This window comes from Nocardioides sp. SRI_004 (assembly GCF_057586415.1).
Genome location: NZ_JBYCZV010000005.1, coordinates 284,896 through 299,272, shown reverse-complemented (window position 1 = coordinate 299,272; position 14,377 = coordinate 284,896). Strand labels below are relative to the sequence as shown.

The following is a 14,377-nucleotide window of genomic DNA, read 5'->3' as shown; positions in this document are numbered from 1 at the left end:
AGGTCGAAACGGAATGGTGTGTCAGTTTCGGAACGTATCGTCATTTTCGGGCATCTGCAATAGGCTCCGAGGTCATGACGACGGTGGACCCGGGACTCTCGAGGCTGGAGCGGCGCAAGGCCGAGACGCGCCGCGAGATCATCGACGCCGCCTTCGCCTGCTTCGCCGAGCAGGGCTACCACGCGACCGGCATCGCCGACATCGCCGCGCGCCTGGGCATCGGCCACGGGACCTTCTACCGCTACTTCGAGAACAAGCGCGACATCGTCGAGCACGTCATCGACGACCTGATCGCGCGCATCGTCGAGACCCTCGGCGCGGAGAACGCCCCCGACGCCGTCGACACCCTCGAGGGCTACCGGGAGCAGAGTGCGCGGATCGGCGAGGCGCTCGCCCGGATCTTCGCCGAGGACCCGCGCGTGCCCCAGCTGCTGATCGCCGCCGCCGGCATCGACGACGCGATGCGCGACAAGATGCTCGACCTGTTCGAGCTCACGACCCCGCTCACCGCTGCCTACCTGGAGCACGGCGTGCAGGTCGGCTACCTCCGCGCGGACCTCGACGTCGAGCCGACCGCCCAGGCCATCAACGGCATGATCCTCGGCTCCGTCCTCGCGGCGCTGCGCGACCCGACGCCCGAGCGCCAGGCGCGGCTGAGTGCCGCCATCCGCGCCGTCATGTACGACGGCATCGCGGCTCGCTGAGCCACGGGCCGACCGGCGTCGCTGCAAGGTCGCGCTGATCGGGGGATCGGGACCTCCGTGGCTGCGAGGTGACCTTGATCTCTGGCGCCGGGACTCAAAGTCCATAAAGTCAGTCGAGAAACATTTCACGACTGGCAAGGGGGTGCCGGATGATCGAGATCACCGCGCTCACGAAGTCCTACGGGACGACCACCGTCCTCGACGGGATCGACCTCGTCGTCGAGGAGGGGCAGATCGCCGCCGTGGTCGGCCCGAGCGGGGCCGGCAAGAGCACGCTGGCGCGCTGCATCAACCTCCTCGAGCGGCCGACCAGCGGCGCGATCGCCGTCAACGGGCAGGACCTCACCCGGCTCTCGCGCCGCGACCTGCGCGAGGCGCGCCGCCAGATCGGCACGGTCTTCCAGTCCGCCAACCTCCTGCGCCGGCTCACCGCCGCGCAGAACGTCGCGCTGCCGATGCGGCACGCCGGCCTGCCCGAGCAGGAGGTACGACGCCGGGTCGGTGACCTGCTCGAGCGCGTGGGCATGGTCCACCGCGCCAACCACTACCCGTCCCAGTTGTCCGGCGGGCAGCGCCAGCGGATCGGCATCGCGCGCGGCCTCGCCCTGCAGCCGGCCGTGCTCCTGTCCGACGAGGCCACCTCCGGCCTCGACCCCGAGAGCACCCGCGCGATCCTCGACCTGCTCACCGAGCTGCGCGACGACCTCGGCGTCACGATCCTCGTGATCACCCACGAGATGGACGTCGTGCGCTCGATCGCCGACCTGGTGGCCCAGCTGGACCACGGCAGGATCGTCGAGCAGGGCACCGTCGCCGACGTCGTACGACGATCGGACTCGGCGCTCTCGCGGGCACTCCTGCCGATGCCGCCGGTCCCGGCCGACGACGACCTTCGGGCGTGGAGCGTGCGCTACGAGGCTGCTGCCGTCTCGCCGGTCTGGCTGGCCCAGGCGGGACGCGAGCTCGACACCGACATCGCGGTGCTCGCCGCGCTCGTGGAGGCGGCGGGCGACAGTCGGGTCGGCCGGCTGACCCTCGGGCTGGACCCGCGGCTCGACGACCGGCGCGTGGTCGAGGTCCTCGGCCGCCACGGCGTCGTCGCCGAGCCCGTCGAGGGCGCCGTCCTGCGTGCCGTCCCGGCCGGCTCGGGAGTGGGTGCCGCATGATCGCGCTGCTCGGCACGCCCTGGTCCGACGTACCGGACCTGATGCTTCCCGCCCTGGGCGAGACCTTCCGCATGGTCGGCCTCGTGATGGCGATCGTGGTGCTGGTCGGCGGCCCGCTCGGCCTGCTGATCTTCAACACCTCGCCGCTCGGGCTCTTCCCCAACCGCGCCGTGCACGTGTCGATCAGCTGGGTGGCCAACCTCGGGCGGTCGCTGCCCTTCCTCGTCCTGATGGCCGCCGTGATCCCGGTGACCAAGCTGGTCTTCGGCACCACCATCGGCTTCCAGGCCGCGCTGATCCCGATGTCGATCGCCGGCATCGCCTTCTTCGCGCGGCTGACCGAGAACGCCGTGCGCGAGGTGCCGCGCGAGCTGCTCGACGTCGGCCTCGCCGGCGGCAGCAGCAAGCGGCAGATCGTCACCTCGATCCAGCTGCGCGAGGCGCTTCCCGGGCTCGCGGCCGGCCTGACCCTCAACGTGATCGCGATGATCGAGTACTCCGCGATCGCGGGAGCCATCGGCTCCGGCGGCGTCGGCTACCTGGCCGTCAACTACGGCTACCGGCGCTTCGACGACAACATCATGATCGCCTGCATCGTGCTGCTGATCGCTCTCGTCCAGCTCATCCAGTTCTCCGGTGACCGGGTCGTCCGGGCGCTGACCCACTGAAAGGAACCGTCATGTCCACCACCCAGCAGCCCGGCAAGCGAGCCGCGGACGAGGAGAGGGACCTCATCGACCTCGGCGGCTCGCGCCGCAAGTGGCTCTGGCCCGCCGTCGGTGCCGTGGTCGTCCTCGCGCTCGCCCTGGTCCTCGTCCTCAAGTTCACCGGCGACGACGACAAGACCGTCGCCGGCAGCCACTTCGGCAACGACTTCCAGATCGCCTACCAGGCCAGCAGCGCCTCCGAGAAGGCGTTCCTCGACTACCTCAACAAGGAGATCGCGCCGGACTACGGCGTGACCATCGAGGGCGTCGGCATCGAGGACGGCAACCAGCTCGACCAGGCGACCGCCGACGGCAAGTACATCGCCAACATCTACCAGCACAAGCACTGGCTGAAGCAGGTCACCGACTCCACGGGCATGGAGCTCACCGCGCTGGGCGAGGTCTTCCAGTGGTCGTACTCGGTCTACTCGACCAAGCACGCCTCGCTCGACGACCTGCCGAAGGGCGCCACGATCGCCCTCCTCAACGACCCCGCGAACACCGCGCAGGCGCTGTGGATCCTCGAGCGCGCCGGCAAGCTCACCTTCAAGGACGGCGTCGACCCGTGGGCCGCCACCGAGCAGGACATCGCCGACAACATCGGCGGCTACAAGTTCACCTACATGGAGTACGGCGCCGGTCCCCGCACCCTCGACTCCGTCGACGCCGTCATCGACTACAACATGTCCTTCGTCGACGCCGGCACCCCCGAGAAGTACCGGATCTTCGAGCCCGACGCCCCCAAGGAGTTCGCCGGCCAGCTCGTCGTCGGCACCGCCTACCTCGACGACCCCCAGGTCGAGAAGCTCAAGAAGGTCTTCTTCGACGAGCGCGTCCAGCCCTACCTCGCGGAGAACGACGACCCGAACCTCTCGGGCCAGCTCGCTCCGGTCTCGGCGGAGTGACCGCCTGGTCCTGAGACGCCCGCCGCTGCGCCCCTTCGCCCCTTCCCGGCGGAGGGGCGCAGCTCCTTCGTAGGGTGGGTGGGTGGATCCCCGTCAACGTGCCGTCGACCGGCGTCGATCCACGAAGATCGCGGTGATGTTCGTCGTGGGGTTGGTGCTGTGTGGCATCGCATTGGCGCTCTTCCTGCTCGTTCCGGAGGACATCAGGAACGAGAGGAGTGGCCCGACGCGTGGGCCTGACAGCCTGAGCGAGGCGCTGGGAAGCGTGATCGTCGTGGGCGCGGTCCTCATGGTCGTCGCTGTCGGCGACCTGGTCGTGCGGTGGGTCAGGGGACCTCAGAAGCCCGGGAAGCGCGCACGAGACTGACGTCTCCATGCTGGTCAGGCGGCGGTGACTTTGCGTGTTCCGGTCTGGTCGACCAGGTAGTGGGCCCCGTGTGGGTCTCGCCAGATGACGATCCCGGGGAAGGGTTGTCGTACGTCCCAGCCGGCGTGTGTCTTGATGCGGTGATGGGTCCTCGTCAACGGCCCCAGGTTGTCAGTTGACGTGGTGCCACCTTCGGAATACGGGACCTGGTGGTCCAGATCGACCTTGCGGGAGAGGTTCGCCGCGAACGGGAAGGTGTCGCCGGGGTGAATGAGGTGCACGGCCTCACGCAGCTTGGCCGGGATCTCATAGGCGTCGACCGCGGCTCCCTGGTTGAGGTCGATGACCGGTTGGACCTTCACGCCGCTGGCGTAATGGTCGACGAGGTGGCGGACGTACTCGACCGTGAGCGGTCCGTGGCCTTCCATCCGGGCGATCGCGGAGTCGGGGGTGCAGTGCAGGACGATCTCGACCTTCGGCTTCACCGGACCCACCGTGAGGTCGACGTGGGCCTGAGGATTGGTCAGGAGGGCAAGGGCCGCGACGCGGCGCTCGTTCTTGGTGGCGTCGGGCATCTGCTCCTCCAGCGCCTTGGCCACGGCCGTGACACCTGCGTTGGAACCGAAGATGAGGGCCGCGTCGGCGTGAAAGGTGAGGGTGGCCTTGCCGTGCTTGTTGATCCGCGAGACCCGGACGTAGTTGTCCTTGGCGGCGGCTTCTTCCTTGGCTCGGGCGAGCTCGGGGGAGGCGGCGGCGACCTTGCCCTCCACGATGGCTTCGAACCGCGACCAGGCGAGCCGGCCGTCGGCGATCTCGACGACCTCCCCGTCCACCCAGGCGGCCTCCTCGGCCGACAGTTCACGTGTCGCGTCGGCGACATGACGCGCATGCGTGGACCGCACTTTCCCGGCTTGGACGCCGGCCCAGAGCTTGGGGAGGCGGTGGACGAGGTCGACCGCGTCCGCAATGAGCCTCTTCGCGCCGTACGGTGACGTCTGGATGCGGGCGCCGAAGGCCGCCGCGGCGTACTCCGTGATCCGCGGCGTACCCACCGCACCAGCAGGCTTCGCCCGCTCACGTCCGCGACGGTCCGACGCCGGCAGGGCGTCGGGTGAGTGCAGGACCGCCCACTGGTAGGCGGCTTCCAGGATGTCGCGCTCGGCATCGAGCCGGGCAGCATGCCGCTGCTCGACGAACGACAGCACTGCGTCGGCGGACATGTCCGCCAGTGCGTGGTGTCGGTCTCGAGTGGCCATACGTGTATTGGATCACGGGGCACCGACACAACCAGCCGGCCCGAAACCCACCTGTGCACAACCGCGCTCCCACCAGACCTTGTGGACGACAGGTGGCGCAAGGAGTGACTCGCCGAGCTGCCCGACCGCACCCGACAACCGGAACCCAGCCACCCGCCCACCGCTCTCGTCGCTGCGCCTGAAAACCCAACCACCGACAAACCGAAGGGCACAGCAGGTGCACCAGAGCCAGAGGTTTCGAGGCTCGGCGCTGGCGCGCCTCGCACCTCAACCAACGGTGGGTGACGGTCCCTGCGCGATACTCCCGGGGTGGACGACGTCGTGTTCGGGGGGCGCTTCCCCGGCTGGGGACCGTACGTCACGCGCGCGGGAGGGGACCTCCGACTCCACCTCGCCCAGTACGCCTCCGACGCCGACCGGGTCGGCGAGTTCGACTGGCCGATGACCGAGCAGCACCTGGAGGTCCTCGGGCAGGACCGGGTCCGTCGCATGCTGCTGGCCGCTGTGCTCGTGACGCGTTGTCGTCACCGGTCGAACGACGACCTGAGCCGGCTGCCCGACCCGCGCCGGGTCGCCGCGGCGCTCGACACGATCCTGCTCGCCGACGACGAGGAGCTCGTGGACTGGCTCGGCGGGACCCGCTGGAGCCGCGACGGGTTCCTCCGGGGTTGTGACCAGGAGGGCCTCGGTGAGGAGGGTCGCGCCTTGGTGGACCGCGTCACCCAGGGCCCGACCGACCTCGACCTCGCACTGGTCGCGTTCTGTGGCGGCGAGGACCCGCGTCCGAAGGAGGTCCGTCGTACCCCGGAGGCCGTGCCGCCCGAGATCCTGCCCGAACTGCTCCACCTCATCGACTCCGTCGAGTGGCGCGTGGCGAGCGGGATCGCGATGCGCCAGCGCGACGTGGAGGGCAGGGTGCTGGGCGCCTTCACCTCGATGTGGACCGACATCGCACCCGAGGCCCGCCGCGCGGTGCAGCGCCTCATGGTGGCCGAGATGCGGGACATGATCTGCGAGCCACCCCAGCACGGGCGCAAGCGCACCCGCCGGGGCAACTGCCTGCGCTGCCTCGGCGAGGTCAGCGACTGACGGCGAGCAGCCGCTCGCACTCCTCGATGAGCCGCTCCCGCAGCGGTCGGCCGCGCTCGGCGAAGGCGCGCTGCGCGTCGGCGTACGCGGCCTTGCCCTCGGCCGTCTCGATCCGGACCGGCTCGAAGCCCAGGTCGGCGAGGTCGTACGGCGCCGCGCGCATGTCGAGGGTGCGGATGTCCCAGGCGAGCTCGAAGCAGTCGGCGACCAGGTCGGAGGACACCATCGGGGAGAGCCGGAAGGCGTGCTTGTAGAGGTCCATCCCCGCGTGCAGGCAGGCCGGCTGCTCGAACGCGGGGCGGTCGTCGCGGCCGGGGGAGAGCGTGTTCAGTGGACGCGCCGGGGGAGTGAAGAAGCGGAACGCGTCGAAGTGGGAGCAGGCGATCCGGTGTCCCTCGACGACCTCGTCGGTGCCGGTGGGGCCCAGGCGCAGTGGCCAGTCGGCGTGCCGGGTCTGGTCCTCGGTGAGCCGGTAGACCATCGCCCACTCGTGCAGGCCGAAGCAGCCGAAGTGCGGCGCGCGGGCTGCCGTCGCGGTCAGCAGCCGGTGGATCGCCGTGATCACGGGGAGCTGTGAGGCGACGTACGACGGTGTGACGGTCACGTCGGAGCCGACCGGTCCGTAGCCCTTGAGGTCGGCGTACTCGGCGGCGTCCTCCAGCACGACGCCGAAGCCCGGGTGCCAACGCCGCAGCTGGCTGGGCCGGTGGGAGTAGTAGGTGAAGAGGAAGTCGAACACGGGGTGCTTCACGCGAGCCTCGCGGCGGGCGAGGTGCGGCGCGACGTAGCGGTCGATGCGCGCGGCGTGCTCCATGGCCTGCTCCCGCCATGCAGCGCCCGGCTCGACCGGCGTCCTGACCCTCACGACCGCCAAGCCTAGGCCGCGACGGTCTGCAACACCGCCGCAACGGTGGTGCCCGACGCGACGCCCTGCCAGCGTCGGCGGCCCACGGTTCGGCCACGAACCGACGTCGAAGAGGAAGATCGCCATGAGCACAGCGCACGTCACCGGAGCGGCCCGGGGTATCGGAAAGGCGATCGCCCTGCGACTCGCCAAGGACGGCCACGACGTCGCCGTGTCCGACCTGCCGGGCATGGCGGGGGAGCTCGACGCGACCCGCCAGGAGATCGAGGACCTCGGCGTGAAGGCGGTGGCGCTGCACGGCGACGTGTCCGATGCGCCGTCGGTACGACGACTCGTGGCGGACACGGTCGCCGCGCTGGGCTCGCTGGACGTGATGGTCGCCAACGCCGGGATCGCGCAGACCAAGGCCCTGCTCGACGTCAGTCCCGAGGAGTACGACCGGGTCCACGCCGTGAACGGCCGTGGCGTCTTCCTCTGCTACACCGAGGCAGCGCGCCAGATGATCGCCCAGGGCACCGGCGGCAAGATCATCGGCGCCGCCTCGATCGCGGCGCACAAGGGCTTCGCGCTGCTCGGGGTCTACTGCTCCTCGAAGTTCGCCGTGCGCTCGCTGACCCAGTCGGCGGCACAGGAGTGGGCGGAGCACGGGATCACCGTCAACGCCTACTGCCCCGGCATCGTCGACACGACCATGTGGGAGGAGATCGACCACGACCTCGGCGAGATCAACCACGTCGAGGAGGGTGAGTCGATGAAGGCGATGGCGGCGGGCATCGCGCTGGGGCGCGTGTCGACGGGGGAGGACGTCGCTGGGCTGGTCTCCTACCTGACCGGCCCGGACTCCGACTACATGACCGGCCAGTCGGTGCTCATCGACGGCGGCATGCTCTTCGTCTGAGTGCAGCGACTGCGATGGCGCTGTGCGCCCGCCGGGTCGATAGGCTCGGCGGGTGCGCATCGTCAGATTCACGACCGGTGAAGAGCCCGCCTACGGCGTCCTGACCGGCGACCTCGACGAGTACGGCCAGCCCGGCGACGACGCGGTCATCGTCGGCCTCGCCGGAGACCCGCTCTACGTCGGCATCAAGCTCCTCGAGAAGGAGTACCGCCTCGACGAGGTGCGCCTGCTGGCGCCCGTCCTGCCGCGGAGCAAGGTCGTCGGGATCGGCCGCAACTACGCCGCCCACGCAGCCGAGCTCGGCAACGACGTACCGTCCGAGCCGCTCATGTTCCTCAAGCCGAACACCAGCGTGGTGGGCCCCGGCGACGCGATCCAGTACCCCCGCCAGAGCAGCAACGTGCACTACGAGGGCGAGCTCGCCGTCGTCATCGGCCGGATCTGCCGCGACGTGCCCCCGGAGCAGGCGACGGACGTGATCCACGGCTACACGATCGCCAACGACGTGACCGCGCGCGACCTGCAGCGCTCCGACGGCCAGTTCACCCGGGCCAAGGGTTTCGACTCCTTCTGCCCGCTCGGGCCGTGGATCGAGACCGATCTCGACCCGAACGACTTCATCGAGGGCCGTCGTGTCCAGACGTTCCTCAACGGCGACGTCGTCCAGGACGGTACGACGGCCGACATGGTCTTCGACGTGCCCGCACTCATCGCGCACGTCTCCAGCGTGATGACGCTGCTGCCCGGCGACGTCATCCTCACCGGCACCCCCGAGGGTGTCGGCCCGATGGAGGTCGGCGACGAGATCGAGGTCTCGATCGAAGGCCTCGGAACCCTGATCAACAAGGTGGAAGCACGCGCATGAGCACCCCCAGCACCCCGGTCCGCGTCCGGATGGCCCCCTCCCCGACGGGCAGCCCGCACGTCGGCATGATCCGCACGGCGCTGTTCAACTGGGCGTTCGCGCGCCACCACGGTGGCACCTTCGTCTTCCGCATCGAGGACACCGACAAGGAGCGCAGCACCGAGGAGTCGCTCCGCTCGATCCTCGACCTGATGCGCTGGCTCGGCCTCGACTGGGACGAGGGCCCCGAGGTGGGCGGCCCCTACGCGCCGTACTTCCAGAGCGAGCGCAGCGACAAGTACGCCGACGCGCTCGCCCGGCTGAAGGAGAGCAGCTTCACCTACGACTGCTACTGCACCAACGAGGAGGCCGCCGCGCGCCGCAAGGCCGCCGGCTCCAAGGTGCAGGGCTACGACGGCTTCTGCCGCGAGCTCAGCCAGGAGCAGGTCGACGCCTTCCTCGCCGAGGGGCGCAAGCCGGTCGTCCGCTTCCGGATGCCCGACGGCTCGATCACGTGGAAGGACCTGGTCCGCGGCGACGTCACCTTCGAGACCGAGTTCGTCCCCGACTTCGCCCTCTGCCGCGCCAACGGCGACCCGCTGTACACGCTGGTCAACCCGGTGGACGACGCGCTGATGGAGATCACCCACGTGCTCCGCGGCGAGGACCTCCTGTCGAGCACGCCGCGCCAGATCGCCCTCTACGAAGCGCTCAAGGAGGTCGGCATCGCGAAGGCGACCCCGGAGTTCGGCCACCTGCCCTATGTCATGGGCGAGGGCAACAAGAAGCTCTCGAAGCGCGACCCCGAGGCGCACGCGCTGGCCTACCGCGACCAGGGCTACCTGCCCGAGGGCCTGCTCAACTACCTCGCCCTGCTGGGCTGGGCGATCGCGGCCGACCGCGACGTGTTCAGCCTGGAGGAGATGGTCGAGGCGTTCGAGATCGGCGACGTCGTCGCCAACCCGGCCCGCTTCGACCTCAAGAAGTGCGACGCCATCAACGCGGCGCACATGCGCCTGCTGTCCGTCGAGGACATCACCCACCGGGTGATCCCGTTCCTCAAGGCCGACGGCGTCATCAGCGACCCGGTCAACGACGCGGACGCGCAGCTGCTCGAGCTGGCGATGCCGCTGGTGGCCGAGCGGATCAACAAGCTGTCGGAGGCGAGCGCGCTGCTGGCCTTCCTGTTCGTCGACGAGGACGCCTTCGAGGTCGACCCCGACGACGCCGCGAAGCAGATCGGCGAGGCGGGGATCCCCGTCCTGCAGGCGTCGTACGACGCCCTGGCGGCCCTGCCGACGTGGTCGACGGAGGCCATCCAGACGGCTCTCCAGACAGCCCTCGTCGACGGGCTCGGCCTCAAGCCGCGCAATGCCTTCGGCCCGGTCCGGGTGGCGGTGACCGGTCGCCGGATCTCCCCGCCGCTGTTCGAGTCCCTCGAGCTGCTCGGCCGCGACCGCAGCCTCGGGCGGTTGCAGCGTGCCCTCGGCTGAGCCGGCCGCGCCCGAGCAGGGGCTGACCTACGAGCGGCTGCAGCTGCTCGGACCGACCGGTGCCTGGCGCCAGCCGGTCGGCGTCGGGCTGCTGGTGGTGCTCTTCGTCGCCGGCCAGCTCGTGCTGGGCGTGCTCGTCACGCTCTGGCTGGCGGTCGCCGGCGACTCGTCCGAGGAGATCGCCGACAAGCTGTCGGGCGACACGGCCACGCCGTCCTATCTCGCGCTGGTCAACGTCGGCTGGGCGGCCGCGATCCCGTCGGCGCTGCTCGTCGCCTTCGCCCTGCACCGGCTCCGCCCGGGCTGGGTGGCCTCGGTGGCCGGCGTGCTCCGCTGGCGGTGGCTGCTGACCTGCTTCGGGCTGGCCGTCGTGGCGCTCGCCTTGACCGTGGGCGTCTCCACCCTGCTGCCCGACCAGGGCGCCGGGACCGTCGACCTCGGCGGCGGCGCCAACCCGTGGACCAGCGCCAGCCGCGACTTCCTGCTCGTGGTGCTGCTCCTGACGCCGCTCCAGGCGGCGGGGGAGGAGTTCGTGTTCCGGGGCTACCTCGCGCAGGCGTGCGGCGGGCTGACCGCCCGCTGGCCGGCCGCGGTCAGTGCGACGGTGGCGGTCGTCGTACCGGCGGTGCTGTTCGCGCTCGCCCACGGCCTCGGGCAGGACGTGCCGATCTTCTTCGACCGCCTGGCCTTCGGGCTCGTGGCGGGGGTGCTGGTGCTGCTCACCGGCGGGCTCGAGGCGGGCATCGCGATGCACGTCCTCAACAACTTCCTCGCCTTCGGCCTGGCGATCGCCTTCGGTGACATGACCGAGACGCTGAAGCCATCCGACGGCACCTGGTGGTCGATCCCGGTGACCCTCGTGCAGTCGCTGTCCTATCTCGCGCTGACCCTCTGGGCGGCCCGGCGAGGAGGCCTCGAGACGCGGACGAGCGGGGCCATTTTGGAGGCGCGGCAAGCCCGCGTGTAGTGTTTCCCAGCGGTTCAGGTCCGCAAGGACCGGGGCCGCGAGCAGTGGTCTATGGTGTAATTGGCAGCACGACTGGTTCTGGTCCAGTTAGTCTAGGTTCGAGTCCTAGTAGACCAGCCACAGCATCACGGAGAAGCCGGGCACGAGCCCGGCTTCCGCCGTTTTTGCGGGTCTTTCCCGGCCTTCCCGGCACTCGTCCGTGAGGCTCGTTCCCCTCCCGGACGCCCGGATGTCGGCCCGATTTGGCCTCCGCGTTCGGGATCCTCTAAAGTTCTCATCGTTGTCGAGGCCAAGCGCCGAAGACAGCGTGCCCCCGTCGTCTAGCGGCCTAGGACGTCGCCCTCTCACGGCGGTAACGCCGGTTCAAATCCGGTCGGGGGTACAACACGAAGGGCCTGGTCTCCGGACCAGGCCCTTCGGCGTTTTCGCTGAAAGTCCTCCCGTGGTCGCCGGCCCGGCCTGCCTCAACTTCTTGCATTGCTCGAACTCGCAGGAACTCCTCCCTTGACCGCGAAAACCGCCGGGCACGAGGTTTACCCCTGGCCGCCCCGGCACCCCCACCTTCGCCGGCCCGGCCTTCCGCCGGCTCGCGATCTCCCCGGACCCTGGGGAGGGACGAGCCCGACTCTCAAGAGGAGTGTGGGTCAGTAGTGAAAAGAAACCTGACGGGTGGCTTCATCGCCACCCTCGTCGCCGCCTCGGCCTTTGCCGTGGCCCCTGTCGCGGCGCAGCCCGCGAATGCGGATCGGGGTGTCGCGGTCGCGGCACCGAAGGACGACCCGCACAAGCTCGCGCGTCGCTCGGCGAAGGCACTGGTCGACAGCGCCGCGCCGCAGCTGAAGGTGAGCGCCGGTGACCGGTTCGCCGCGAGGCCGGTGATCAGCGGCGGCAAGGGCCTGCAGTTCGCGTCGTACACGCGGACCCACGACGGCCTCCCGGTGCGGGGCGGCGACTTCGTCGTCGTTACCAACGAGGACGGCCAGATCCTCACGACGACGGTGGCGCAGCGCAGCGCGATCGGCGGCCTCTCGGTGAAGCCGAAGGTGACCTCCGCGGCCGCGACCAAGAAGGCGCGGGCGACCCTGCGCAAGGCGGCCGTGCGCGGCAAGCCCAGCCTCGCGGTGCACGCGCTCGCGACGCCGCGCCTGGCGTGGAAGGTGCGGATCAGCGGCCTGACGAGCGACGGCGACCGCTCCGTGCGCGACGTGTACGTCGACGCGCGCACCGGTGGCATGATCGAGTCCGACGAGCTGGTGCACTTCGCCACCGGCACCGGCAACGGCCACCACAACGGCCCCGGACTGTCGCTCCAGACGACCCAGGCCTCCTCGACGTCGTACACGCTGGCGGACCCGGGCAACCCCGGCGTCGACTGCCGCATCGACAACAACACCACCAACAGCGTCCCGGTCCTCTCCGGCCCGGACAACACGTGGGGCGACGGCACCGGCACCAGCAAGGAGACCGGCTGCGTCGACACGCTCTGGGCCCTGCAGACCCAGGACAAGATGCTGAGCGCGTGGCTCGGTCGCGACGGCTTCAACGGCAGCGGTGGCGGCTGGCAGGCCCGCGTCGGCAAGGACGAGGTCAACGCGTTCTACTGCCCGCCGGGCCTGAGCGAGCCGGGCTACTGCACCGGCACGGAGTGGGTCCGGATCGGCCACAACCAGGCCAACGACGAGTGGCTGACCAACCTCGACGTCGTCGGCCACGAGTACGGCCACGGCATCGACCAGAACACCCCGGGCGGCCACTCGAACGGCAACACCGGCGAGTTCGTCGGTGACGTCTTCGGCGCGCTGACCGAGCACTACGCCAACGAGTCCAGCACCTACGACGAGCCGGACTACCTCGTGGGCGAGGAGGTCAACCTCGTCGGCGACGGCGAGATCCGCAACATGTACAACCCGTCGGCCAAGGGCGACCCGAACTGCTACTCGAGCTCGATCCCCAACGCCGAGGTGCACTCGGCGGCCGGCCCCGGCAACCACTGGTTCTACCTGCTCGCCGAGGGCACCAACCCGGCCGGCGGTCCGACCAGCACCACGTGCAACAACGGCGGGACGCTCACCGGGATCGGCATCCAGAAGGCCGGCAAGATCTTCTACAACGCGATGCTGATGAAGACCACCAGCTCGAGCTATCTCAAGTACCGCACCTGGACGCTCACCGCCGCGAAGAACCTCTACCCGGGCTCCTGCGCCGAGTTCAACGCGGTCAAGGCCGCGTGGAACGCCGTCTCCGTGCCCGCGCAGACCGCCGACCCGACCTGCACCACGGCCGGCAACACGGTCACCGTCACCAACCCGGGCAACCGGTCGGGCACGGTCGGCACCGCCACGTCGCTGCAGATGACCGGCTCGTCCTCGGGCGCCGGCCAGACGCTGACCTGGTCCGCCACCGGCCTGCCGGCCGGGCTGTCGATCAACGCCACCACCGGCCTGATCTCCGGCACGCCGACCACGGCGGCGACCTCCAACGTGACGGTCACGGCGAAGGACACCACCAACGCGTCCGGCTCGACCAGCTTCACCTGGACGATCACCGGCGGCGGCACGCCGTCCGGCAACCTGCTGAAGAACCCGGGCTTCGAGTCCGGTGCGGTCGACTGGACCGGCACGAGCGGGCCGATCACCAACAACACCGGCCGCGCGGCGCGCACCGGCAGCTGGAAGATGTGGCTCGGCGGCAACGGCAGCACGTCCACGGAGAACGAGGGCCAGACCGTCGCGATCCCCGCGACGGCGACCACGGCCTCGCTGTCGTTCTGGATCGCGATCGACACCGCGGAGACCACGACCGGCACCGCCTACGACACGGCCAAGGTGCAGATCGTCGACGGTACGACGACGAGCACCCTGGCGACGTACTCCAACCTCAACAAGTCGAGCGGCTACGTCCAGAAGACGTTCGACCTGTCGGCGTACAAGGGGAAGACGGTCACGCTGAAGTTCCTGATGAACGAGGACTCGTCGCTGCAGACGAGCTTCGTCGTCGACGACACCGCGATCAACGTCGGCTAGTCGGCAGCACCACCTGACGGCGGGCGGTCACCGGGCTCCGGTGGCCGCCCGTCGGCGTGCGGGCGCGCTGACGCAGTCAGGTTCCTTGCAGGC

13 protein-coding genes and 2 tRNA genes are annotated in these 14,377 nt (G+C 69.9%); 13 read left to right on the top strand and 2 right to left on the bottom strand.

Annotation, left to right across the window (positions count from 1 at the left end; genetic code table 11):
- Positions 1-74 precede the first annotated feature (74 nt).
- From AC2YHB_RS09215 to AC2YHB_RS09195, 5 genes are all read left to right on the top strand, one after another.
- On the top strand, positions 75-704 hold the full coding sequence (locus tag AC2YHB_RS09215; RefSeq protein WP_179647607.1) for a TetR/AcrR family transcriptional regulator: 630 nt from the start codon (positions 75-77) through the stop codon (positions 702-704).
- A 149-nt stretch (positions 705-853) separates the two neighbouring features.
- Positions 854-1,870 (top strand): methionine ABC transporter ATP-binding protein, encoded by a 1,017-nt coding sequence (locus tag AC2YHB_RS09210; protein WP_179647606.1) that lies wholly within the window; start codon positions 854-856, stop codon positions 1,868-1,870.
- Positions 1,867-2,538 carry a methionine ABC transporter permease gene (locus AC2YHB_RS09205; RefSeq protein ID WP_036546863.1) on the top strand — a complete coding sequence of 224 codons (672 nt, stop codon included), beginning with the start codon at positions 1,867-1,869 and terminating at the stop codon, positions 2,536-2,538. The genes AC2YHB_RS09210 and AC2YHB_RS09205 overlap by 4 nt, the downstream gene beginning before the upstream one ends.
- A gap of 11 nt (positions 2,539-2,549) precedes the next feature.
- Positions 2,550-3,482 carry a MetQ/NlpA family ABC transporter substrate-binding protein gene (locus tag AC2YHB_RS09200; RefSeq protein ID WP_179647605.1) on the top strand — a complete coding sequence of 311 codons (933 nt, stop codon included), beginning with the start codon at positions 2,550-2,552 and terminating at the stop codon, positions 3,480-3,482.
- An 82-nt stretch (positions 3,483-3,564) separates the two neighbouring features.
- Positions 3,565-3,849: a hypothetical protein gene (locus tag AC2YHB_RS09195; protein WP_179647604.1), complete on the top strand. Its 285-nt coding sequence runs from the start codon at positions 3,565-3,567 to the stop codon at positions 3,847-3,849.
- A gap of 14 nt (positions 3,850-3,863) precedes the next feature.
- Here the strand turns inward: AC2YHB_RS09195 and AC2YHB_RS09190 are convergent, their stop codons facing one another.
- Positions 3,864-5,069 carry an HNH endonuclease signature motif containing protein gene (locus AC2YHB_RS09190; RefSeq protein ID WP_179647603.1) on the bottom strand — a complete coding sequence of 402 codons (1,206 nt, stop codon included), beginning with the start codon at positions 5,067-5,069 and terminating at the stop codon, positions 3,864-3,866.
- 345 nt (positions 5,070-5,414) lie between these two features.
- On the opposite strand from AC2YHB_RS09190, the gene AC2YHB_RS09185 reads away from it, so the two are divergent.
- Entirely contained in the window at positions 5,415-6,194 is a 780-nt protein-coding gene (locus AC2YHB_RS09185) for a DUF6357 family protein (protein WP_179647602.1), read from the top strand.
- Here the strand turns inward: AC2YHB_RS09185 and AC2YHB_RS09180 are convergent.
- A complete protein-coding gene (locus AC2YHB_RS09180; protein WP_308645454.1) occupies positions 6,184-7,059 on the bottom strand; it encodes a 3-methyladenine DNA glycosylase in 876 nt (291 codons plus the stop codon). The genes AC2YHB_RS09185 and AC2YHB_RS09180 overlap by 11 nt on opposite strands.
- A 124-nt stretch (positions 7,060-7,183) precedes the next feature.
- Here AC2YHB_RS09180 and AC2YHB_RS09175 point away from each other — a divergent pair, with 124 nt between their 5' ends.
- The 7 genes from AC2YHB_RS09175 (at position 7,184) to AC2YHB_RS09145 (ending at position 14,284) form a co-directional block, all read left to right on the top strand.
- The gene (locus AC2YHB_RS09175; protein WP_179647601.1) at positions 7,184-7,957 is read left to right on the top strand and encodes an acetoin reductase; all 774 of its coding nucleotides are present in this window, start codon (positions 7,184-7,186) and stop codon (positions 7,955-7,957) included.
- Between the two features lie 52 nt (positions 7,958-8,009).
- Positions 8,010-8,822 carry a fumarylacetoacetate hydrolase family protein gene (locus AC2YHB_RS09170; RefSeq protein WP_036546854.1) on the top strand — a complete coding sequence of 271 codons (813 nt, stop codon included), beginning with the start codon at positions 8,010-8,012 and terminating at the stop codon, positions 8,820-8,822.
- A complete protein-coding gene (gene gltX, locus AC2YHB_RS09165) occupies positions 8,819-10,294 on the top strand; it encodes a glutamate--tRNA ligase (protein ID WP_179647600.1) in 1,476 nt (491 codons plus the stop codon). The genes AC2YHB_RS09170 and gltX overlap by 4 nt, the downstream gene beginning before the upstream one ends.
- Complete coding sequence (locus AC2YHB_RS09160; RefSeq protein WP_179647599.1) at positions 10,281-11,261, top strand: CPBP family glutamic-type intramembrane protease; 981 nt, start codon at positions 10,281-10,283, stop codon at positions 11,259-11,261. Before gltX ends, AC2YHB_RS09160 begins: the two co-directional genes overlap by 14 nt.
- Positions 11,262-11,306: 45 nt before the next feature.
- Positions 11,307-11,381: transfer RNA gene (locus AC2YHB_RS09155), tRNA-Gln, on the top strand.
- Positions 11,382-11,570: 189 nt separating this feature from the next.
- Positions 11,571-11,643 (top strand) — tRNA-Glu (locus AC2YHB_RS09150).
- 268 nt (positions 11,644-11,911) lie between these two features.
- Positions 11,912-14,284, top strand: a complete 2,373-nt coding sequence (locus tag AC2YHB_RS09145; RefSeq protein WP_487353799.1) for a M4 family metallopeptidase — start codon at positions 11,912-11,914, stop codon at positions 14,282-14,284.
- Positions 14,285-14,377: the final 93 nt, after the last annotated feature.

Excerpts from the sequence above, each read along its gene's own strand:
- AC2YHB_RS09215 (WP_179647607.1), top strand. The coding sequence starts at position 75 with ATGACGACGGTGGACCCGGGACTCTCGAGGCTGGAGCGGCGCAAGGCC.
- AC2YHB_RS09210 (WP_179647606.1), top strand. The coding sequence starts at position 854 with ATGATCGAGATCACCGCGCTCACGAAGTCCTACGGGACGACCACCGTC.
- AC2YHB_RS09205 (WP_036546863.1), top strand. The coding sequence starts at position 1,867 with ATGATCGCGCTGCTCGGCACGCCCTGGTCCGACGTACCGGACCTGATG.
- AC2YHB_RS09200 (WP_179647605.1), top strand. The coding sequence starts at position 2,550 with ATGTCCACCACCCAGCAGCCCGGCAAGCGAGCCGCGGACGAGGAGAGG.
- AC2YHB_RS09190 (WP_179647603.1), bottom strand. The coding sequence starts at position 5,069 with ATGTCCGCCGACGCAGTGCTGTCGTTCGTCGAGCAGCGGCATGCTGCC.
- AC2YHB_RS09175 (WP_179647601.1), top strand. The coding sequence starts at position 7,184 with ATGAGCACAGCGCACGTCACCGGAGCGGCCCGGGGTATCGGAAAGGCG.
- gltX (WP_179647600.1), top strand. The coding sequence starts at position 8,819 with ATGAGCACCCCCAGCACCCCGGTCCGCGTCCGGATGGCCCCCTCCCCG.